Genomic DNA, 19876 nt, shown 5'->3' with positions numbered 1-19876 from the left:
GGAGGCGATTCCCGCGTCCGACTCACCCGCCGACGGGAACCCCGCCGAACGCCGCGAGCGCGAGCACCCAGTAGGCGACGTAACAGCCTCCGAGCAGGTAGCCGTGCCACCGCTTCAGGCGGCCCTGCTGGAGGAAGTAGGCCGCGAGCGCCGTGACGACGACGACCGCCGGGAGGTGGAAGGTCAGCACCGACCGCGAGATGGTGAGGTCGCTCAGGAGCACGACGACGCCGACGTTGCCCGTGACCGAGAAGAGGACGCTCCCGACGACGTTGCCGACGCCGATTTCGGGAACGCCGCGCCGGACCGGTTCGAGCGTGAGCATCACGTCCTCGAATGTCAGGATGGCTGTCAGGACGGTCGCGCCGAAGAGGGTCCCGTCGATTCCCGTCGCCTTCACGACGACCTCCGACCCGGTCTCCAGCAGCATCGACGCGAGGACGATGCCCGCCAGCGCTAGTACCGCGAGCGACACCCAGAGCCACCCGGCCCCGGTCCGGCCCGCGACCACGCGGTCCTCCGGAATCTCGGCGACCGAGGCGGGCAGGGCGACGCCGCCGCCGTCGGTCCGCTCCGCACCCCGACGAGGGTCGCGCTCGCCTCGCTCGTACTCGCCGCCGTCCGAGCGGACCGACGCCCCGAGTTCGGTGTTCCGGAACACCGGCGTGTCGCGCTGGTACTCCCGGACGAAGACGTAGCCGAACGTCAGGACGAACGCGCCGACCAGCAGGAGACCGTGGACGAAGGTCAGCGTGCCCGCCAGTGCGAACGGCACCAGCAGGACCGGTCCGAGCGCGAACAGCACGACGTAGTCGGTCGGCAAGTCTACCGAGAAAGGCCGCACGATGGCCGCGACCGCGAGCGTGACGCCGACGATGGCGAGACCGGTACCGAGCGCCGTGCCGAGCGCCGCGCCTTCGAGACCGCCGCCAGAGAGGACGAGCGCGAGAACCGTGTCGTCGAACTCGAACCCCGTGAAGAGGACGGCGAGCGCGAACAGCGACACCCGGAGTCCGAACGCCGCGCGGGTTAGGTAGCTGATTAGCTTCTCGACGCAGGCCGTCAGCAGGAGTCCGCCCGCCGCGAGGACGAGTATCGCGCCGGCCAGCCCCTTCCCCGCGGCGAAGTTCTCGATCGCCCCCTCGATGCCGCCCGCGCCGCCGTCGCCCCCGCCGCTCGCTCCGCCGTTCTGCGCGAGCGCAGGCGCGACCGGAACCGCGAGGACTGCGACGAGCAACGCGACTGCTACTACCCCGACGGCGACCCCCCGACGTGACATGTCCATCTCCACGGCGCGGAACCTCATGTAACCTCCACTCCGCGTAGACGAGTGCATTGAAAAATTATACACGCAGTCCGTCGGACCGGACGCCCTTCGCCGGGCGGCGCGGTCACGGGTCGCTCTACCGGCGAACTCCCGACGCCGCGCGAGAGCGCCGGGAACCGCCGACCTCGACGGAGCAACACACAAAACATATCGCTCGGAAAGCCGAACTACCTCGTCATGACCGACGCCCACAGCGCCGACGCGGACGGCGAGGGAGACGCCGAGGCCGAGGCGGACGCCGACTTCGGAGCCGTCGAACTCGACTTCGGCGAGACCGGTCGCATCCCCGCAATCGCACAGGACGCCGACACGGGCGACGTGCTGATGCTCGCTTACGTCACCCCCGAGGCCGTCGAGCGGACCCGCGAGACCGGTCTCGCCCACTACTACTCGCGGAGTCGCGAGGAGTTGTGGCAGAAGGGTTCGACCAGCGGGCACGTCCAGCACGTCCGAGAGGTCCGGGCCGACTGCGACGGCGACGCCCTCCTCTACCTCGTCGAACAGGAGGGCGGCGCGTGCCACACCGGCTACGAGTCGTGCTTCTACCGGACGCTCGACGGCGAGGTCGTCGGCGAGAAAGCCTTCGACCCGGACGACGTGTATGAGTAGCACCACCGAACCCGCGGCCGCCGGCGACCCGTCCGCGGCGCTGGCCGACGCCGACGCGGCCTACCGCGACGTCGAAGAGCGCATCGCGGACTACGGCGAGGAGACCGTCGAGACGGTCGCCGAGGCCTACGACCGCGCGACAGACCTCCTCGACCGCTACGAGGGCCAAGCGACCGGCACCGGCCGCGAGAACTTCAAGAACTTCATCCAGTTTCAGGAGCAGTTCGCCTCGCTGGTCGAGGAGTTGCCCGACGACTTGCCCGAACGCGACGCGTTCGAGGCCGCCAACGACCGGTTCGACAAGCGCCGACTCAGCGAGTCGGACTTCGCGGCCGCCCGCGACCGACTCGACGCCGCGGGCGACATCGCCGGCCTGCTCGACGAGCGCCGGGAGGCGCTGGCCGAGTACCGCGAGGCCCGCCGGGAAGTCGGCCGGGCGCTCGCGGACGTGCGAGAGGAAATCGCCGAGCGCGAGCGACTGGTGGAACTGGGCGACGCGGACCTCGACGCGCCGGTCGAGGAGATTCGCGACCCCGTCGAGAGCTACAACGAGGCGGTCGGCGAGGCGTTCGCCGAGTTCAAATCGGCCGCCAGCGCCCGCGAGGTGCTGTCGTTCGTGGCCGCGACCGAGGACTACTCGCTGGTCGGGTTCCGCGACCCGCCCGAGACCCTCCGGGAGTACGTCGAGACGAAGGAGGTCGGCACCGAACCCATCGCGGACCTGCTGGAGTACGCCCGCTACTCGAACTCGAAACTCGACCACTACGTCGAGGAACCGACCGCGCTCAAGCGCGCGGTGGCGACCAACGAGACCTACCTCGAACGACTCGACGCCGACCCCCTGCGACTAGACTGGCCGCCGCGGTCGGCGGCCGACCTCCGGTGGCGAATCGAGGACCTGATTTCGGTCGTCGCCCGATTCGCCGACGACGAGGTGGTCGCCGACCTCCGGACGGTCCAGTCGCTCGTGCGCGACGGAGACCGGTTCGAGCGCCTGCGGACCGCCGCGGAGGCGAAGACGGAACTCTCCGACGACGAGCGCGAGAAGGTGGCGAGCGGCGCGGTGGAGGACGAATTGGCGGAGTTGCGCGCGGAGAAAGAGCGGTTGGAAGACGCGCGAGAGGAGTATCCCGAGCGGTAGAGTTCTGAGCGATAGCGTTCCGGATTAGGAGTCCGAGCAGTAGTGTTCCGAGAAGTAGCGTTCGTCTTCGGCGAGGTGCCTTTTCCGGCGAGACGTCGGGGTCGGCGGAGTCTCAGACCTCGGCCTTCGCGGCCCGGAGTTGTCCCTCCATCTCCTCGGCCAACTCCTCGGCGCGGGCCGTGTCGTGGGCCTCGGCGTAGATGCGGACCATCGGTTCGGTACCGCTGGGTCGGGCCAGCACCCACGCGTCGCCGTAGTCGATGCGGTAGCCGTCGAGCGTCGTCGTGTCGGCGTCCGACTCCTCCGCTTGGCGCTCGGCGGCGCCGAGCAGGGCGTCGCGCTCGGCGTCGGTGTCGTACTCGATGTTGATGCGGACGTTGTGATAGCCGTCGTAGGGCGCGACGACTTCGCTCGCCGGGCGCTCGGCGAGGAGTTCGAGGAACTTGGCGGCGGTGTAGGCCCCGTCGCGAGCGAGTCGGAAGTCGGGGAAGAAGATACCGCCGTTGCCCTCGCCCGCGACCGGGACCGACTTGCCCCGGTTCCGGAGTTCCCGGATGCGGGTGATGAGGTTGGTCGAACCGATTGGCGTGAGTTCGAGGTAAGCGTCCTGTTCGTCGGCCACGTCCACGAGGCGCTGGGAGACGTTGACCGCCGAGACGACCGAGTCGCCCGGGTCGAGTTCGGCGGCCGCCAGCGCCGCCAGCGTGGCGTCGCCCTCGACGTACTCGCCGTTCTCGTCGTAGAAGATGGCGCGGTCGGCGTCGCCGTCGTGGGCGATTCCCACGTCGGCGTCGGTCGCCTCCACGAGTCGCCCGAGGTCGCCCAAGTTCTCGGGGACGGGTTCGGGGTTCCGACCGGGGAAGTGGCCGTCGGCCTGACTGTTGGCGGTGACGACCCGACAGCCGAGTTTCCGGAAGAACTCAGGGCTGGTGAGCGACCCGGCGCCGTGTCCGGGGTCCAGCGCGACGGTGAGGTCGGCGTCCGCGATGGCCTCGCGGTCCACGGCGTCGAGCAGTTCCTCGACGTACTCGCGGCGCGCGCCCTCGACGCGGCGGCTATCGCCGGTCTCGCTCCAGCGGGCCGAGTCGAACTTCTCGGCGAGGAACTTCTGTTCGATGCGCTCTAACTCCTCGACGGCGAGTTCCACGCCGTCGACGCCGACGAGTTTGACGCCGTTGTACTCCGGCGGGTTGTGCGACGCGGTTATCATCACGGTCGGAGTCTCCTCGCGCTCGGCGTAAGCCTGCGCGCCCGGCGTCGGGATGATTCCGAGTCTGTCCACGTCCGCGCCGACGCTGGCGAGACCGCTGGCGGCCGCGTCGGCCAGCATCCCGCCGGTCGCGCGGGTGTCGCGTGCGACCGCCACTCGCTCGGTCCGCCACACCGTCCCCGCGGCCTTGGCGACCTTGAGTACGAACTCGGGGGACAACTCCTCGTTGGCGACCCCGCGAGTACCACTGGACCCGAACACTTTCATGTGGGACGCTCAGGACCCGCGGGCAAAAGTTATTCCGGAGCGAACGCACCGAGGGAGTCGTTCACTCCCTTAGACGGTTGACGAGTCGGCGGCGCGTAGGCGGGCAGTCGTTGGAACGGCGAAGCGGGAGATTCTCGACGCGGCGCGTCGATGGAACTCATAGCTCGGCGCGTGCGGCGCGGCCTCCGTGCCGCGCCCGTTCGTGCGAGGGACGAGCATCGGAGCGTAGCGAGAAGCGCAGGAGGTTGGGGAGGAGCGAGGTGTCGTGCGGTTGCGGTGTCTCCTCGGAGTCGGCAGTAGCTAGCTTCTCGTCGACACCGTTCAGTTCGTTCCAGAGCCAGTGGTACGAACAGCGCGTAGAACCCGAACGTTTTCACGCCTCTCGGTCCCTTCGTCCACTATGGGCATCAGCATCGACGAGAAGCGGGTGTACGACGCCAGCGAGGGGCCGACCCCGGTGTACGTCGCCGGCGAGTTCGGGGTGGCCCGCGTGGACACCTCCGACGACCTCGTGGGCGAGTTCGGACTCGCCCACCGGTGTACGGCCCGCGACGCGGCGGGGCGGGACGGCCGACTCGCGGTGGCGACCGACGAGGACGTGCTGGTCGGCGTCTTCGGCGACGAGAGCGCGAGCGACGACGCGGACACCGACGACCACACGGAGGCCGACTTCCGCGCGCTCGGCGTCGGTCCCGCCGTCGCGGTCGGGTTCGCCGACGACGGACTCGTGGCGGCCCGCGAGGACGGGACGGTCGTCCGCGAGGCGGGCGGCGACTGGACCGACCTCGGCGAACTGGCCGACGTGCGGGCCATCGACGGCGACCTCGTGGCGGCCGCGTCGGGCGTCTACCGAGTCGAGGGCGAGGACCTCCGGCACGCCGGTCTCGACGGCGTCCGCGACGTGGCCGCCGCCGGAGCGCCGCTGGCGGCGACCGACGAGGGACTGTTCAGACTGGGTAACGGCTGGATGGCGGCGCTGGATGGGGTGTTCCGGGCAGTCAGCGCCGCTGACGGCGATATTGAGGACTCCGACCGGGCGCACGCCGTAGGCGCGGACGGCCTGTTCGCCCGCGAAGACGGCGAGTGGCGCGAAGTCGAGTTGCCCGTCGCCGGCGAGGTGGTGGCGCTCGACCACGGCGAGGGCACGTACGCGGTCACGGCCGAGGGCACGTTCCTGCTCTCGGTCGGCGACGGCTGGCACCACCAGATTCTGGGCCTGCGGGGCGTCGAGGCCGTCGCCGCGCCGTAGCGGGCGAAGAAATATCTATATGTTTCAGAGTATCCTGTAGATTGTTTTGGGACATAGATATATGTCTTCGCTCGCGCTGCAACTCCGAACACGTCGGCGACGGCGAGCGCGGAGCCCCGATTGAAAACCGATTTACCCGCCGACGTACACCCCTCGCACATGATTATCAGCGGGTCAGCTTCGCAGGCCCTCGCGGCCGAACTCGCGGCCGCACTGGACGAACCCCTCGCGAGCGTCGAGTACGAGCGATTCCCCGACGGCGAACTGCTGGCGGCCGCGCCCGGATTCGCCGAGGCCGACGCCGACCGTGCGGTGGTCGTCGCCTCGACCGTCTCCTCGGACGCTCACGTCGAACTTCTCCAGTTGCAGGACGCCGCCCGCGAGTGGGGCGCCTCGGAGGTCGTGACCGTCCTGCCGTACATGGGCTACGCCCGGCAGGACGCGGCGTTCGAGGCGGGCCACCCGGTCTCGGCCCGGGCGGTCGCCCGCGCCGTCTCGTCGGGGACCGACCGCGTGCTGACGGTCAATCCCCACGAGGAGGCGGTCTGTGACTTCTTCGAGGTGCCCGCCGAACCGGTCGACGCCGCCGGACGACTCGCCGACCCGCTTCCCGACGACTTGGCCGACCCCGTCTTCCTCTCGCCCGACGAGGGCGCGCTTGACATCGCCGCGACGGTCCGCGACGCCTACGGCGCGGGCGAGACCGACTACTTCGAGAAGGTCCGCCACTCCGGGACCGAGGTCGAACTGACCCCGAGCGACACCGACGTGTCGGGCCGCGACGTGGTCGTGACCGACGACATCATCGCCACCGGGTCCACGATGTCCGGCGCGGTCGAGATTCTCGACGAGAAGGGCGCGTCGCGCGTGTTCGTCACCTGCGTCCACCCGATGCTGGCCGCCGACGCCTACACGAAACTCTCGAAGGCCGGCGTCGCGGGACTCTACGGCACGGACACCATCGAGCGACCGGTCAGCGAGGTGTCGGTCGCGCCCGCAATCGCGGAGAAGTTGTAGGCACAGAGCGATTCGATTGCAGTTCTGCTGATACTCGGCAATCGTCGAGAGAACTGTCGAGAAGTGCGGGGTCAACAACTCCTTGTTCGTGTACCGAATAACGGGACTATGGGCATCTCGGACAACCTGGAGGAAGTGGAACCGACGATACTCATCGGAATCGGATTCGTCCTCTTTCTGATTCCCGAGCCTGCGACCTCTACGCTCGGTATCGGCCTGATGTTGCTCGGTATCGTCTGGTGGGTTCAGTGGGCATAATCGAGGAAACAGCCGTTGTCGAATACGCACCTGAAACTCGTCGATTGCTGAACGACCGCTCTGAATCGCGCAACGCGTGGTGCTAATCTCTCACTCTTACTGGCTTGAGTTCGGGCCCGAAGAGAACGACGACGGCGAGTACGAGTCCAAACAGAATCGAGAGCCGCCGGAGCCGAAACAGCCGGACTCCGTCGGCTTCTTCCCTACGCCTCGGCTTCCGCCAACGCTGCCACCGCAATCTCCATCTCGACGCCTTCCACGTCCCACGTCTTCCGATAGCCGTCCTCCACGTCGCCTACCTCGTCGGCGCGGACCTCCTCTTTCACGAGGTCCATGCGCTCGGCCACGAGGTCGGCCACTCGGTCGTCGGCCACGTCGAGTTCGAGGCGGACGCGTTCCTCGATGTCGAGGTCCATCTCCTTGCGCATCTCCTGCACCCGGCGGATGACCTCGCGGGCGTACCCCTCGCTCTCGATGTCCTCGGTGAGTTCGGTGTCCACGTAGACGACGCCGCGCTGGTCGCCGTCGGTGTCGAAGCCGACGCCGGTGACGCCCTCGGGCGTCTCGGTGACGAACTCGACCATCTCGTCGGTGAGTTCGACGTCCTCGCCGAGGTCGTCAGCGACCGCGGCTTCGAGCGCCGAGAGGGTCGGTTCGGCCACGCGGGCGTCGTTGAGCGCCTGCATGACCCGGCCAGCGTCGTCGCCGAACTCCGGCCCGAGGACGCTCATGTCGGCCTCGGCGCTGTAGTGGAGTTCGCCCCAGTCCGCGTCGGGAGCGACGATTTGGATTTCGCGGGCGTTGAGTCGGTCGGCCAGCAGGTCGCGGTGGCGCTCGACGGCCTCCACCGTGCGCTCGCCGTCGGCAGTGACCACGATGCGCGTGACGGGCCAGCGAAGCTTTCGCTCGGCCTGCTGGCGGGCGTTCGACCCCGCCTCCTCGATGGCGCGCAGGAGCGTCACGTCGGTCTCCAGTTGGGCGTCCTGCCAGTACTCGTCGACCTCGGGCCAGTCGAGCATGTGGACCGTGTCGTACCCCTCCTCGCCGGTGAGCGTGCCGTAGATGGTCTCGGTGACGAACGGCGCGTAGGGCGCGAGCAGGGCGACGACGGTGGTCAGCACCTCGTAGAACGTGGCGTACGCCGCCAGTTTCGAGTCGCTGTCCTCTTCCTCCCACATGCGCTCGCGGACGACCTGAATGTAGAACCGCGAGACGTCCTCGACGACGAAGTTCAGGAGTTCGTCCAGCGCCTTGTCCTGGCGGTACTCCTCCCAGTGGTCGGTCATCTCGGCGACGACCGACTGGAGGCGCGCGAGCACCCACTCGTCGACCAGTTCGAGGTGGTCGTCCACGTCGTCCAAGGTGGTCTCGTCCGGGTCGAAGTCGTCCAGTCGCATGTACGGCAGCGGGAACCGGAACACGTTCCAGAGGATGTTGAGGTCCCGCTGCATCTCCGCGGTCTCGTCGTACGAGAAGCGCATGTCCTCGCCCTGCGGGTTCGACGAGAGCAGGAACATCCGCATCGGGTCCGTGCCGTACTCCTCGATGACCTCGTGGGGGTCCACGAGGATGCCCTTGGACTTGGACATGCCGCGGCCGTCGGGCATGTTGGCGTAGCCGTGCATCAGCACCTCGTCGTAGGGAATCTCGCCGACGGCGGCGGTTCCCATGCCGAGTTGCGACCAGAACCACCCGCGGGTCTGGTCGTGGGCCTCCATGATGAGGTCGGCGGGCCACAGTTCCTCGAACCGGTCCTCGTTCTCGGGGTAGTCGAGCGTCCCCCACGAGGCGACCGAGGAGTCGAGCCACACGTCGAACACGTCCGGGACGCGGGTGTAGGTGGTGCCGTCCTCGGTGATGGTGAGGTCGTCCACCGTCCCCTTGTGGAGGTCCACGTCTTCGGGGTCGATATCTTGGTCTACCTTCTCGGCCAACTCCTCGCGGGTGCCGACGACGACGACGTCCTCCATATCGCCGGACCAGTCCTCGGGGGTCCAGATGGGAATCGGGATGCCCCAGTAGCGCTGCCGGGAGACGTTCCAGTCGGGCGCGTCCTCCACGAAGTCCCGGAAGCGGTTGTCCCGGGCCCACTCGGGGTGCCACTCGCTGTCCTCGATGTTGTCCAGCAACTGGTCCTTCACGTCGGTGATTGTGATGAACCACTGGTCGGTGACTATCTGGAGGATACCGGTGCCACAGCGCCAGCAGTGTCCGTAGCTGTGGGTGGTCGTCCCCGACGAGAGCATCAGGCCCGCGTCTTCGAGGTCGGCGATTATCTCCTCGTCGGCGTCCTTGACGTACTGCCCGGCGTACTTGCCCGCCGAGTCGTCGTACACGCCGTCGCCGTCGACCGGACAGAAGATGTCGAGACCGAGTTCGGTGCCGCGCTCGAAGTCCTCCTCACCGTGGCCGGGCGCGGAGTGGACCAGTCCGGTGCGGTCGACTTCCACGTAGTCGGCGGTGTAGACCTGTAGCGCGTCCTCGCCGTCGGCGTGGTCGGGGACCTCCTCGGCGAGCGGGTGGTCGTACTTCCAACCGACCATCTCCTCGCCCGTGACCTCGCCTTCGATTTCGTAGTTCGAGTAGCGACCTTTCTTCAGGACCTCCTCGACGCAACCGTCCGCGAGGTAGAGGACTTCCTCCTCGCCGTCTTTCTCGGCGCGGACCCGCTGGTAGGTCACGTCGCCGTCCACCGCGACGAAGGTGTTGGCGGGGATGGTCCACGGCGTCGTGGTCCAGATGACCAGATACTCGTCGCTCGCGGCTTCTTCTCGCGGGCTTCGTCCGCTCGCACGGTCCGAGGACTCGCGAAGGGGGAACTTGACGTAGATGGAGGGGTCCTCCACGTCCTCGTACTCGACCTCGTTGTTGGCGATGGCGGTCTCGCACCGCGGGCACTGAGAGATAGAGCGCTGGCCCTGTTCGACGAGACCCTTCTGGTGGGCCTGCTCGAAGCCCCACCACGCCGCCTCCATGTACTCGGGGTTGACCGTCTTGTAGGGGTCGTCCCAGTCCATCCAGACGCCGAACGACTTGAAGTCCTCCTGCAGACCGTGGAGTTGGTCCTCGGCGAACTCCTTGCACTCCTGGATGAAGTTCTCCTCGCCGAACTCCTCGATGTCCTTCTTGTTCTCGAAGCCCAGTTGCTCCTCGACTTTCGTCTCGATGGGCAGGCCGTGCATGTCGTAGCCCGGCCGGTCGGTCACGTCGTAGCCCTGCATCCGGAGGTAGCGGATGTAGGCGTCCTTCAGCGTCTTGTTCCACGTGGTGCCCATGTGGGCGGCCCCGGAGGTGTACGGCGGCCCGTCGACGAAGAAGAACGTCTCGGCGTCCGCGCGATGCTCCGTCGCCTTCTCGTAGGCGTCTACCTCGTCCCAGTAGTCGAACACCCGGTCTTCGACCGCGTCGGGGTCGTACTGGTCGTCTACCTCGCCGAACCTGCTCATACCGTTGTGTTCTCCTGCGAAGTTAAATCGGGTTCGGTTACGCAGTTGCGTCTGTACCGTCCGTGGCGAGGGGAGCCGATTCGCGAACCGCGACCTCATTGTTTTTTAATGTCACCTTCGTAGTCGGCGGCATGACTGGGACGCTACGACAGCGCCTCCGCGAGAAGGCGACCGAAGTGGCGAGCACGGTCGTGACCGGGGTCTGGCTGGCCGCGATGTTCACCGGTCAGGACTGGTGGCTCGCCGCGCTCCTGTTCGGCTACATCGTCGTCGTTCCAGTGGTCGAACTCCTGTTCGGCGACGAGGACGAAGCGGAAGAGCAGTGGGACGACGCGGGCGAGGATTACGCGGCGGGCGACGACGAACCCGTCCGGACCGACGACGCGGACCGCGACGCACTCGAAACGCTCCGGAACCGGTACGCCCGCGGAGAGCTCACCGACGAGCAGTTCGAGCGGAAACTGGAGCGACTCCTCGACACCGAGACGCTGGAGGACGTGGAGGACCGCGCTCGCGCCCGCGACGAGCAGGCGGAGTTCGAACGCTCGTCGTGACCCACGTCGTCCCTGCCGGTCGTCAAGTCCATCTCGTCCTCGTAATCAGAACACCTCGTCCTCGTCGTCAGAAGGCCTCGGGGTCGGTCCGGCGGGAGACTACGCTTCGGTCTCGGTTCGGAGAACGTCGTCGAGTTCCCACAGCGTGGAGACTTCGAACGTCGGAGAGACCCCCGTCTCACTCGCGAACCGGCCGGTCCGCTGCAGGAGCGCGGAGTCGATACCGGCGTTGTCGGCCGCCTCGACGTCGACCGAGCGGTCGCCGACGTACAGCGCCGTCTCCGCGCCGAGGTCCTCCATCGCGGCTTCGATGTTGTGTGGGTCGGGCTTCCGACGTTCGAGTCCCGACGGCGTGAACAGACAGCCGTGAACGGTCTCGAAGCGGTCGCGCAAGTCGAACCGCCGCAGGAGAAACGAGAGCACGCGCGGGTGGTTGTCGCTGACGACGCCCAGCGGCCGTTCTAGCTCTCGGATTGCTGCCACGTCGTCGTACAGCGAGCGAAGCCCCGACCGAATCTCGGAGAACTGCGCCCGGATCGCCTCTCTGGCCGCCTCCGCGCAGAAGGTGTCGCGTTCGATTCCGGCCGCCCGACAGCGCTCGGTGATAGACGAGAGGTTGCCCCGGAAGAAGTCGGCGACGACGTTCTCCGGCGGGGCCGAGAGTTCGAACCGCTCGTGCGTGCGCCGCATCGCCTCGACCATGGTCTCCCGGTCGGGCATCTCGGCGAGGACGCCGTCGCAGTCGAACAGTACTGCATCGTAGGTCATCGTTACTCGAACGCTGGCGCGTGTGACACAAAACTCTATCTGCCGGAACGTGTTCAGGGGGTGAACGCTACCCACGGGTCGAACGAATCAGGACCGAAATGCGGAAGTTTCACTCCGCTGTCGTCTCGGGCATGGATAGCTCTGCGAAGGCCGCGCTGGAGCGACTCGAGTTCCTGACCACGTCCCCGAATCGGTCCCGACTGTTGGAGTCGCTCTCGGAGAGCGCGGCCTCGCCGGACGCGCTCGGCGAGGAGTTGGAACTACCGCGGTCGACGCTCCGTCGAAACCTCACCGCCCTCGAAAAACAGGGATACGTCTCCTGTGCCGCCACGGAGAACCGATACGAAATCACCGTCGCAGGAGAACTCGCGTACGAGGCGGTCGAAAACGCGCTCTCGACGATAGAGCTCGCGGCGTCGGTCGGTCCCTTTTTCGAGCGGTTCCCGACCGAACTCCCCGTCGACACGGACGCTTTGACCGCGTGCGACATAACGGTCTCGACGACCGAAACGCCGTTCGAGCCGTTGTACCACGTCCGACGGAACGTTATCAACGCAACCAGCGTTACGGGGTTCGTCCCGACGATCAATCCGCTTTATCTCGAGACGCTCCGCGAGTGCGTCTCTGAGGATTTAACGCTCGAAATCGTCGCACCGCCGACCGGGTACGAATCTGCACGTTCCGAGTTCGACGAAACGCTCGCAACGCTCGAAGCGGCCGACAGTATCGGACTCTACGAATCGAGTGCGGTACCCGAGTACGCGCTCGGAATCGTCGACGGAACGGTACTCCTCGGAGCGTTCGACGAGCGAATGCGGACGCACTCTGTTCTGGAAGCGCCGTCGCAGTCGGAACTCCTGGCTTGGGCGGAAGAACAGTACGACGAAGTCAGGGCCACCGCGACACCGCGCTAACTCGACTGCCCCGATACTTGCTCTCTTAGTCCTCTCGCGCCGCCTCGGACCGCCCAGAAGGGCGGAAGCCTCAAACTTCATACGCCATGCGGTCGAACACGCGACCAGAGCCATGAGCCGAGACGACTGCATCTTCTGTCAAATCGTCGACGGTGACATTCCGAGTCGCAAAGTCTTCGAGGACGACATCGCGATGGCGTTCCTCGACGCGAATCCCCTCGCCCCGGGCCACACGCTCGTCATCCCGAAGGCCCATCACGAGACCTTGGAGGACACTCCCGAGGACGTCGCGGCCCACGTCTTCGGCGCGCTCCACCGCCTGAACACCGCAGTCGAACACGCCGTGGACGCGGACGGGACCAACGTCGCGTTCAACAACGGCGAGGCCGCCGGCCAGGAGGTTCCGCACCTCCACGGCCACATCATTCCGCGGTTCGACGGCGACGGCGGCAACCCCATCCACGCCGTCGCGGGCGAGCGACCGAATCTCACCGACGAGGAACTGGACGAAATCGCCGACGAGATTCACAGTCAGCGCGACTGAGCGGCGGAACCGTCTCCGCGTGAACCAAGCGTACTCTTTTATACCAGACAGGAACAAGCCGATAGTAATGACGCGTTCGACTGCCGCGCTCGTCGGTGCGACCGGCGGCGCTGGCACGACTCGACTCGCCGTCGAACTCGGCGCGACGCTCGCACGCGACGGCCGCGAAGTCGCCGTCCTCGACGCCGACTTCGCCACCGAAGGACTGGCCCGCCACCTCTCGGGCCGCATCGACCCCGACGTGACGACCCTGCTCACCGAGGACGGAACGCTCGCCGACGGACTGCGGGAGCATCCCGCGACCGCCGACCTCGCGGGCAGACTCGAACTCTGTCCGGCGCGCGGACCGTTCGAGCGGCTGGCCCGCGCGAAGACCGCCGACGCCGCCCGGCGATTCGAGCAACTGGTCGCCGAGGCCGCGAACCGGTTCGACCACGTGCTAGTGGACGCGCCGCCGGTCGCCGCGAATCAGGCGGTCGCGGCGGTGACGAGTGCAGAGCGGGTCGCGGTGGTCGCGCCCGCGAGTGAGCGCGGCGTGGACGCGGTCCAGCGCACTCGCGGGCGCGTGACGGACGTGGGCGCGAACGTGGACGCCGTGGTCGCTACTCGCGCCAGCCCCGACCATCCGCTCCGTAGTGCCGACGCCGCAGTGCCCGCGAGCGACGCGACGACCGTCGCGGACGTGCCCGCGAGTGCGCCCGACCCCGAATCCGACTTCGCGCCCGCCGTTGCCCACGCCGCAGCGGTCGTCTTCGACGCCGAGTTGGGACTCGAATTCGAGGAGGCCGGACTGTTCGACTTTGAGGTCGGCGAGTTCGTCCCCGACGCGCTCTCCTGAGCGCTCGAACCGAGTGGCGCGTTACACCACTTCCATTGTCAAACGTTGTCGTACATGCCGAGGTTTTTATTTTGTTCTGTAAATAATAAAAATATAATGACTTAATGCAGATTTGTTCATTCATCCGTATGCAGCATGAATAGAAGTGACGAATCCGACCGGAGCACCGGCCGAACGATGAACCGACGGACCGCCCTCAAGACGCTCGGCGCGGCGGGAGCGGCCTTCGGTGGAACCAGCGTCCTCGGTACAGTGTCGGCGGCAAGCCCGAACGAGCAGTACTTCGCCATCCAGAACGCCGCCAACGAGATTCGAGAGAACAAGGGCCAAGAGGCGATGCTCCAGTTCCTCGACAAACGGGGAATCGACTACGTTCGCGTCGAGAAGCCGATGGTCGTTGAGGAGAAGGGCGACCAAGTCTCCACGAACGACTTCTCTAACGTAGATGGTGGAACCCACTGTGACATCTGCCTCGACTTCGTGTTGTACACGAACTCCAACAGCACCATCTACACCATCGACATGTCGTGGGACTACAAGCTGGAGAGCGGCGACTACGGGCAACAACCCAACGACGGGGCCGCCCTCTACTACAGTCAGGGCAAGTGGGACTACTACTCGCGCTCCCTGAGCGAGAGCACCTACTCTAGTCAGTACGTTACGGTCGGCGATGGGAACAATCAGGACGGCGCGGCCTTCTCCGTAGACGACGTCTCCTCGGGCGACGGAGATTCGCTTTACGCCGGACTGAACATCCAGCCCATCGGGGACTACAGCTACTCCGAGCGGAAGGTTTTCGGCGAGTACATGCACACGTGGACGACCGTCGACGTGAACGCGTCCTACGGCGTCTCGTTCCCGGCCGGAGTCTCGGTGAGCTACTCGGTCGATACCAACGTGAACGAGGAAGTGACCGGCACCGAAGGGGACGGCGACACCCTGATGGAACTCGACCAGTCGCAGGCGACCCTCGACTAAGCCGAGGCAACGTCGTACCGATTTTTTGTGCTATCGAACCAGTACACAAAAGGAACACTAACACGACGATACGTACGCGAGAGCATGAAACGCCGCCACCTACTCGAAACCGCAGTCGTCGCCAGTATCACGAGCGCAGGCTGCACGAGCAGTCTGACCGGCGCCTCGAAAACCCCCGCTCACACCGTTTCGGTGTATCACGAAGACGAGGAAGTGACGCGCGACGTGACCGTCGCCGTTCGAAACGACGCCGGCGAGACCCTCTTCGAGCGGTCCTACACGATGTCCGAGTCGAACGAAGCGGACGAGGACGCCACGTTTCCCGAATCGAGCGACCCGGCGACCGTACTCGTCACCGTGGACGGAACGAAGTTCGAGAAGCAGTGGCCCAACCCGGACTGCTCCGGCAACAACTGGGCGGGCGTCGAGGTCTGGATAAGCGGCACGTCGGAGTCGGCCCTCGACGTCAGGATAGAGGGAAACTGCCAGCACAAGTACGTCGAGTCGTAACTGTCGGACGCCGAATCACGCCCTCCCTTCTTTCGGAACCGGTCACAGCAGGTCGCCGACGGCGCTTCGCGCTTCTTCGAGCGCGTCCTCTGTGCCACCGTACGCCGAGCGGTAGCCGTCCACGACTTCTCGCGCACCGTCGAGCGGTTCGTGGGTCTCGACGAACGTCGCGAGCGCGAACTCGGTCTCGTTCGCGCCCGCGAGTTCGCGGGCCTCGGTCCGCGAGAGGTCGGCCGAGAGCCAGCCTTGCAGAATCTCGTGAGCGCGCGGCGTCAGCGGTGAGACGCCCTCGCACCCGAGCAGGTGGAGCGTCTTCGCCGCCGTAATCGGAGCGACGCCCGCCGCGTGCGCGCCGTCGCCGACCGACTCGCCAGCGGTGTGAGATTCGACGATTTCGGCCGCGGAGGTAGCGTCGCAGGGCAGGTCGTCGGCGAACTCCCCGAGGCGCTCCCGGAGGGAGTCCTCCGTGGCGTCCACCGACGCGACGCCGCGGTCGCGCTGCTCGGTGGTGACTTCCAGTCCGTCGGCGATGTCCGAGAGCGTCACGTCCGGAGGTTGTCCCGTCACCGACTTAAATATCGGTGACAGGTATCGAATCTGATAGCGTTCGGTGCGCCAGAGCCTACCGATTACCGGTACGCTCTCGGCGTCCGGATCGCCCGTTTCCCGGGCAAGCGGCCTTTCTTTAAATAGGGTTTCGGGCGAAGTTTCGACTGTGATGAGCAAAGCACACGCACCGAGCAGAACGTGCCCGGAATGCGACGGCCGACTGACCCCCGACGGCGGCGAGACCATTTGCGACGACTGCGGTCTCGTGGTCTCGGAGGACCGCATCGACCGCGGTCCCGAGTGGCGAACGTTCGCGGACGACGACACTCAGAAAGAGCGGACCGGCGCGCCCCTGACCCGGTCGCGCCACGACCGAGGCCTCACGACCGAAATCGGCCACGACAGCGACCTGCGGTTGACCGGGCGCAAGCGTCGGCGCGTGGCCCGGATGCGCAAGCACCACGAACGGGCCCGCATCGGGTCGAAGTCCGAGCGGAATCAGGTGTACGCATTCACCGAGATTCGACGGCTGGTGAGTTCGCTCGACCTCTCGAAGAACGTCCGTGACCGCGCCTGCGTGCTGTTCGAGTCGGCCCAGTCCGAGGACCTGATTCGCGGGCGGTCGCTGGAGGGGTTCACCGCCGCGGCGGTGTACGCGACCTGCCGGACCGCCTCGGTCTCGCGTACGCTCGACGAGGTGCTGGGCGTGGCCCGGTCGACCCGGAGCGAACTCAAGACAGCCTACGACGCGATGAACACCGAACTCGGCCTGCCGACGGGTCCCATCGACCCCGCGGAGTACCTGCCGCGGTTCGCCAGCAGACTCGACCTCCCCACGGAAATCGAGCGCGAGGCGGCCGAGTTGGTCGAGCGAGGGCGCGACGAGAATCTGATTTCGGGGCGGAACCCCGGCGGGTTCGCCGCGGCGTGCCTGTACGTCGCCGCGCGGGGGACCCGCCACCGGACGACCCAGAAGGAGGCCGCCGAGGTAGCGGACGTGACCGCCGTGACGCTTCGGTCGTCGTACAAGGATTTACGGGAGTGACGTACGCGGACTGACGACGCCTTCGGACCGACCGCGCCATCCGACCGACGACGCTACCGAACTGACGACCGCGATTCGACGGCACGACGCGTCTCTTCTGCGAGTTCCCCGAACCGCTCTGCCGGTCGGCTTCCGGGTGCGAGTTCCGCCACCGGCGAACCGTGACGCCGTGCCCGCTCGACGCGCTCGTCGTCGGGGATGGCGACGACCGGTGCGCCGAGCGCCCGGCGGACCTGCTCTGTCGGAGGATTCCCGCCGGTTCGGTTCAGCGCGACCGCGGCCAGTCCCGCGTCGAGTTCGCGGGCGAGCGCGCGAGTCCGGAGCGCGTCGGCCAGCGCGAACTCGCGGGGCGCGGTGACGAGGACGGCGGCCTCGGCCGCCAGCAGCGGCATCCCCGCGTCGGCCGCCATCCCCGCGGGGCAGTCGACGACCACGGAATCGTAGGCGTCCTCGACCGCCTCGACGGTCGCGGCGAGGCGAGTCACGTCGCCGGCCCGCGCGCCGGCGAGCGTGCGTCCGCACGGGAGCAGGCGGACCGGACCGTCCTCGCGGACCGCTTCGAGCGGGTCGGCCCGGCCGGCCAGCACGTCGTGAAGGTCCGGGCCGCGCCCGGCCGCGAGGTCGGCCATCGCGAGGTCGGCGTCCACGACCACGGCGTCGAACTGCGCGCCGAGTTCGAGCGCGACGGTGGACTTACCGACGCCGCCCTTCCCGCCGGCGACGGCCAGAATCACGGCGACCTCCCGGCGTCGTTGCTCTCGCGTCGCTCGCTCGGGTCGCCGTTCCGGAGCGCCTCGATTCGGCCCGCGACGCTCCCGAGCGCGGCCCGGTCGGCGGGCGTCGGGGCGGACGGGTCTGAGCCGTCGGCCGCGCGCTCCTCGACTGCCGAGAGCCACGACTCGACTGGGCCCGGGACCGACGTGTCGGTCTCGGCGGGCGCGTTCGGCGCGGGAATCGCGTCGGCGGGCGGCCGCGGGTCGCCGAGCGCCCGGACGACGCCCTCGGGGGTCGCTTCGTCGGCGAACGCGTCGGGCGCGGTCTCGGACGCCGACTCGCCGGCGCGCTCGCTCCAGACGAGTTCCGCCGGGGGTTCCGCGGCAGAGTCGGGCGATTCGACGGCGCGGTCGGACCCCGACTCGGCGGCGCGGTCGGCGGGCGCTCCGAGGGGACTCGCGTACCCGAGCGCCCGTCGGTCGCGGGCCGCGACCACGCCCTCGAAACCGCCGCCGTCCCACCCGGCCGTGGGGACGCCCTCGCGGCGCGGCGGCCAGACCGGCCCCGAGAGGCGGTTCCCGACCCGGACCCGGCGGGCCGCGTCGGTCGGATTCCGGACGGTCAGTTTCACGAGCGCGATTCCCGCGCGCCGTTCGACGCGCCAATCGAGTTCGGGCATGGCCGAGGTTCGTCGCGTCCTCGGTGATAAAGTTGGACACCGGCGAGACTGCGCTCGCGGCCGGTCAGACTCGAATCACGGGCGCGTCCAGCCACTCCGAGGTCGCATCTGCGCTCCCGAACGGGTCTACCTCCCGAGCGACTGCGACCGGCGCGGCGAGGTCGGCCACGCGAGCGACCGCCAGCGCGCTCTCGACCGGCGGTCGTCGGTTCTCGGCCTCCGGAATCTCCGCGCGAGCGTCCTCGAACGCGTCCCGGACAACGTCCGCCAGTCGCTCCCGGGCGCGCCGCCGGAGGTTCGCGGCGCGGTCCTCCAGTCGGAGGCGCTCTCGGCGGCGTTCACGGTCGGCCCGCGCCCGCTCGCGAGCGCGGGACAGCGCCTGTTCGGCCGCGATGCGCTCGGTCTCGGCCTCCGACAGGCGACGAGTCGCGTCGGCGAGGTCGGACTCGGCCGGGCCGGGGTCGGCGTCCGCCTCTCGGAGCGCTCGGACCCGGCCCCGAACCGCGGCGACGCGCTCGCGCAGTTCCTCGGCGGCGTCGCTGGTCTCGGCCACGCGTCGGCGCGCCTCCCGGAGGTCCACCTCCGACACGTCGAGCGAGTCGAGGCGGTCCCGGATTGCGGCGAGTTCGTCGTCCTGCGGCGCGGTGTGACCCTGCGAGCGCGCGGCAGCGGCGAGCGCGGGGCGGAGCGAGAAGTCCGTCTCGGCGCGAATCGCGCCGACGTGAGCGTGGACCGGACCGGGCGTCGGGCACTCGACGACCACGGCGTCGTCACCGTCTCCGCCGGATTCGGCCTCTCGACGGCGAATCGAATCGGCTACCAGCGGAACCGACACGTCGTCGAGACGGTCGAACGTTCCGAGGTCGACGGCCCGGCCCGTTCGGGTCTCCCCGACCGCGCGCACCTTCATAGCTCTGCGTCGCGCATCGCGTCGGCCTCGGGGTGGTCGGTCCCGACCGCGAACTTGGCGTACGGCGTATTCGAGTTGTCGCGGTCCTCGTAGGCCGCGGCGGCGTCTCGGACCGATTCGGGCGCGTCCTCGAACTCGTTGAACGGCGCGGTGCGCTCGACTTGCACGTCACCGGCGTGCTTCTCGCGGAGGCGAAGTGCGAGGAACGCGCCGAGTTCGGTCGCCTCCAGCAGGGCGGCCCGGCCGAACCGCTGGACGACCGTCTCCTCGTGTCCGTTACAGACGTTCCGGAGCGTCTGGCGCGCGGCCCGCGAGTACGTCACGACCAGTAGCACAGACGCTGCTTTCA

The 19876-nt window shown here is 67.8% G+C and carries 21 protein-coding genes; 12 read left to right on the top strand and 9 right to left on the bottom strand.

Features of this window, described 5'->3' with window-relative positions; translation table 11 throughout:
- Positions 1 to 22 precede the first annotated feature (22 nt).
- On the bottom strand, positions 23 to 1306 hold the full coding sequence (locus tag M0R89_RS07640; RefSeq protein ID WP_248651958.1) for a sodium:calcium antiporter: 1284 nt from the start codon (positions 1304 to 1306) through the stop codon (positions 23 to 25).
- Between the two features lie 198 nt (positions 1307 to 1504).
- Here M0R89_RS07640 and hisI point away from each other — a divergent pair, with 198 nt between their 5' ends.
- Positions 1505 to 1936: a phosphoribosyl-AMP cyclohydrolase gene (hisI, locus tag M0R89_RS07635; RefSeq protein ID WP_248651957.1), complete on the top strand. Its 432-nt coding sequence runs from the start codon at positions 1505 to 1507 to the stop codon at positions 1934 to 1936.
- Positions 1929 to 3077, top strand: a complete 1149-nt coding sequence (locus M0R89_RS07630) for a DUF7118 family protein (RefSeq protein ID WP_248651956.1) — start codon at positions 1929 to 1931, stop codon at positions 3075 to 3077. The genes hisI and M0R89_RS07630 overlap by 8 nt, the downstream gene beginning before the upstream one ends.
- Before the next feature lie 112 nt (positions 3078 to 3189).
- Here the strand turns inward: M0R89_RS07630 and glmM are convergent, their stop codons facing one another.
- The gene (glmM, locus tag M0R89_RS07625; RefSeq protein ID WP_248651955.1) at positions 3190 to 4554 is read right to left on the bottom strand and encodes a phosphoglucosamine mutase; all 1365 of its coding nucleotides are present in this window, start codon (positions 4552 to 4554) and stop codon (positions 3190 to 3192) included.
- Positions 4555 to 4954: 400 nt separating this feature from the next.
- Here glmM and M0R89_RS07620 point away from each other — a divergent pair, with 400 nt between their 5' ends.
- The 3 genes from M0R89_RS07620 to M0R89_RS07610 all read left to right on the top strand — a co-directional run bounded on the left by M0R89_RS07620 (position 4955) and on the right by M0R89_RS07610 (position 7078).
- The gene (locus M0R89_RS07620) at positions 4955 to 5803 is read left to right on the top strand and encodes an HVO_0234 family beta-propeller protein (RefSeq protein WP_248651954.1); all 849 of its coding nucleotides are present in this window, start codon (positions 4955 to 4957) and stop codon (positions 5801 to 5803) included.
- Positions 5804 to 5962: 159 nt separating this feature from the next.
- Positions 5963 to 6820 carry a ribose-phosphate diphosphokinase gene (locus tag M0R89_RS07615; protein ID WP_248651953.1) on the top strand — a complete coding sequence of 286 codons (858 nt, stop codon included), beginning with the start codon at positions 5963 to 5965 and terminating at the stop codon, positions 6818 to 6820.
- 108 nt (positions 6821 to 6928) lie between these two features.
- Complete coding sequence (locus tag M0R89_RS07610) at positions 6929 to 7078, top strand: hypothetical protein (protein WP_248651952.1); 150 nt, start codon at positions 6929 to 6931, stop codon at positions 7076 to 7078.
- 203 nt (positions 7079 to 7281) lie between these two features.
- On the opposite strand, the gene ileS is transcribed toward M0R89_RS07610, so the two are convergent.
- A complete protein-coding gene (ileS, locus tag M0R89_RS07605; RefSeq protein ID WP_248651951.1) occupies positions 7282 to 10524 on the bottom strand; it encodes an isoleucine--tRNA ligase in 3243 nt (1080 codons plus the stop codon).
- A gap of 131 nt (positions 10525 to 10655) precedes the next feature.
- Between ileS and M0R89_RS07600 the strand changes: the two genes are divergently transcribed.
- Complete coding sequence (locus M0R89_RS07600) at positions 10656 to 11078, top strand: SHOCT domain-containing protein (protein WP_248651950.1); 423 nt, start codon at positions 10656 to 10658, stop codon at positions 11076 to 11078.
- Positions 11079 to 11177: 99 nt separating this feature from the next.
- On the opposite strand, the gene M0R89_RS07595 is transcribed toward M0R89_RS07600, so the two are convergent.
- Positions 11178 to 11846: an HAD family hydrolase gene (locus tag M0R89_RS07595; RefSeq protein WP_248651949.1), complete on the bottom strand. Its 669-nt coding sequence runs from the start codon at positions 11844 to 11846 to the stop codon at positions 11178 to 11180.
- A 131-nt stretch (positions 11847 to 11977) separates the two neighbouring features.
- Between M0R89_RS07595 and M0R89_RS07590 the strand changes: the two genes are divergently transcribed.
- From M0R89_RS07590 to M0R89_RS07570, 5 genes are all read left to right on the top strand, one after another.
- The gene (locus M0R89_RS07590; protein ID WP_248651948.1) at positions 11978 to 12760 is read left to right on the top strand and encodes a helix-turn-helix transcriptional regulator; all 783 of its coding nucleotides are present in this window, start codon (positions 11978 to 11980) and stop codon (positions 12758 to 12760) included.
- Positions 12761 to 12872: 112 nt separating this feature from the next.
- On the top strand, positions 12873 to 13304 hold the full coding sequence (locus M0R89_RS07585; RefSeq protein ID WP_248651947.1) for an HIT family protein: 432 nt from the start codon (positions 12873 to 12875) through the stop codon (positions 13302 to 13304).
- 67 nt (positions 13305 to 13371) lie between these two features.
- On the top strand, positions 13372 to 14142 hold the full coding sequence (locus tag M0R89_RS07580) for an AAA family ATPase (RefSeq protein WP_248651946.1): 771 nt from the start codon (positions 13372 to 13374) through the stop codon (positions 14140 to 14142).
- Between the two features lie 177 nt (positions 14143 to 14319).
- Positions 14320 to 15120 carry a hypothetical protein gene (locus tag M0R89_RS07575; protein WP_248651945.1) on the top strand — a complete coding sequence of 267 codons (801 nt, stop codon included), beginning with the start codon at positions 14320 to 14322 and terminating at the stop codon, positions 15118 to 15120.
- Positions 15121 to 15204: 84 nt separating this feature from the next.
- The gene (locus tag M0R89_RS07570; protein WP_248651944.1) at positions 15205 to 15630 is read left to right on the top strand and encodes a hypothetical protein; all 426 of its coding nucleotides are present in this window, start codon (positions 15205 to 15207) and stop codon (positions 15628 to 15630) included.
- Positions 15631 to 15672: 42 nt separating this feature from the next.
- Here the strand turns inward: M0R89_RS07570 and M0R89_RS07565 are convergent, their stop codons facing one another.
- A complete protein-coding gene (locus M0R89_RS07565) occupies positions 15673 to 16176 on the bottom strand; it encodes a DUF7858 family protein (RefSeq protein WP_248651943.1) in 504 nt (167 codons plus the stop codon).
- A 172-nt stretch (positions 16177 to 16348) separates the two neighbouring features.
- Here M0R89_RS07565 and M0R89_RS07560 point away from each other — a divergent pair, with 172 nt between their 5' ends.
- On the top strand, positions 16349 to 17224 hold the full coding sequence (locus M0R89_RS07560) for a transcription initiation factor IIB (protein ID WP_248651942.1): 876 nt from the start codon (positions 16349 to 16351) through the stop codon (positions 17222 to 17224).
- 53 nt (positions 17225 to 17277) lie between these two features.
- Here the strand turns inward: M0R89_RS07560 and M0R89_RS07555 are convergent, their stop codons facing one another.
- The 4 genes from M0R89_RS07555 to M0R89_RS07540 all read right to left on the bottom strand — a co-directional run bounded on the left by M0R89_RS07555 (position 17278) and on the right by M0R89_RS07540 (position 19862).
- Positions 17278 to 17958 carry a nucleotide-binding protein gene (locus tag M0R89_RS07555; protein WP_248651941.1) on the bottom strand — a complete coding sequence of 227 codons (681 nt, stop codon included), beginning with the start codon at positions 17956 to 17958 and terminating at the stop codon, positions 17278 to 17280.
- On the bottom strand, positions 17955 to 18617 hold the full coding sequence (locus M0R89_RS07550) for a DUF7857 domain-containing protein (protein ID WP_248651940.1): 663 nt from the start codon (positions 18615 to 18617) through the stop codon (positions 17955 to 17957). The genes M0R89_RS07555 and M0R89_RS07550 overlap by 4 nt, the downstream gene beginning before the upstream one ends.
- 64 nt (positions 18618 to 18681) lie before the next feature.
- Positions 18682 to 19527 carry a DUF7856 family protein gene (locus M0R89_RS07545; protein ID WP_248651939.1) on the bottom strand — a complete coding sequence of 282 codons (846 nt, stop codon included), beginning with the start codon at positions 19525 to 19527 and terminating at the stop codon, positions 18682 to 18684.
- Positions 19524 to 19862: a DUF7855 family protein gene (locus M0R89_RS07540; RefSeq protein ID WP_248651938.1), complete on the bottom strand. Its 339-nt coding sequence runs from the start codon at positions 19860 to 19862 to the stop codon at positions 19524 to 19526. Before M0R89_RS07540 ends, M0R89_RS07545 begins: the two co-directional genes overlap by 4 nt.
- Between the last annotated feature and the right edge of the window lie 14 nt (positions 19863 to 19876).

Source organism: Halorussus limi, assembly GCF_023238205.1.
GTDB lineage: Archaea > Halobacteriota > Halobacteria > Halobacteriales > Haladaptataceae > Halorussus > Halorussus limi.
This window is presented reverse-complemented; position numbering and strand designations above follow the sequence as displayed.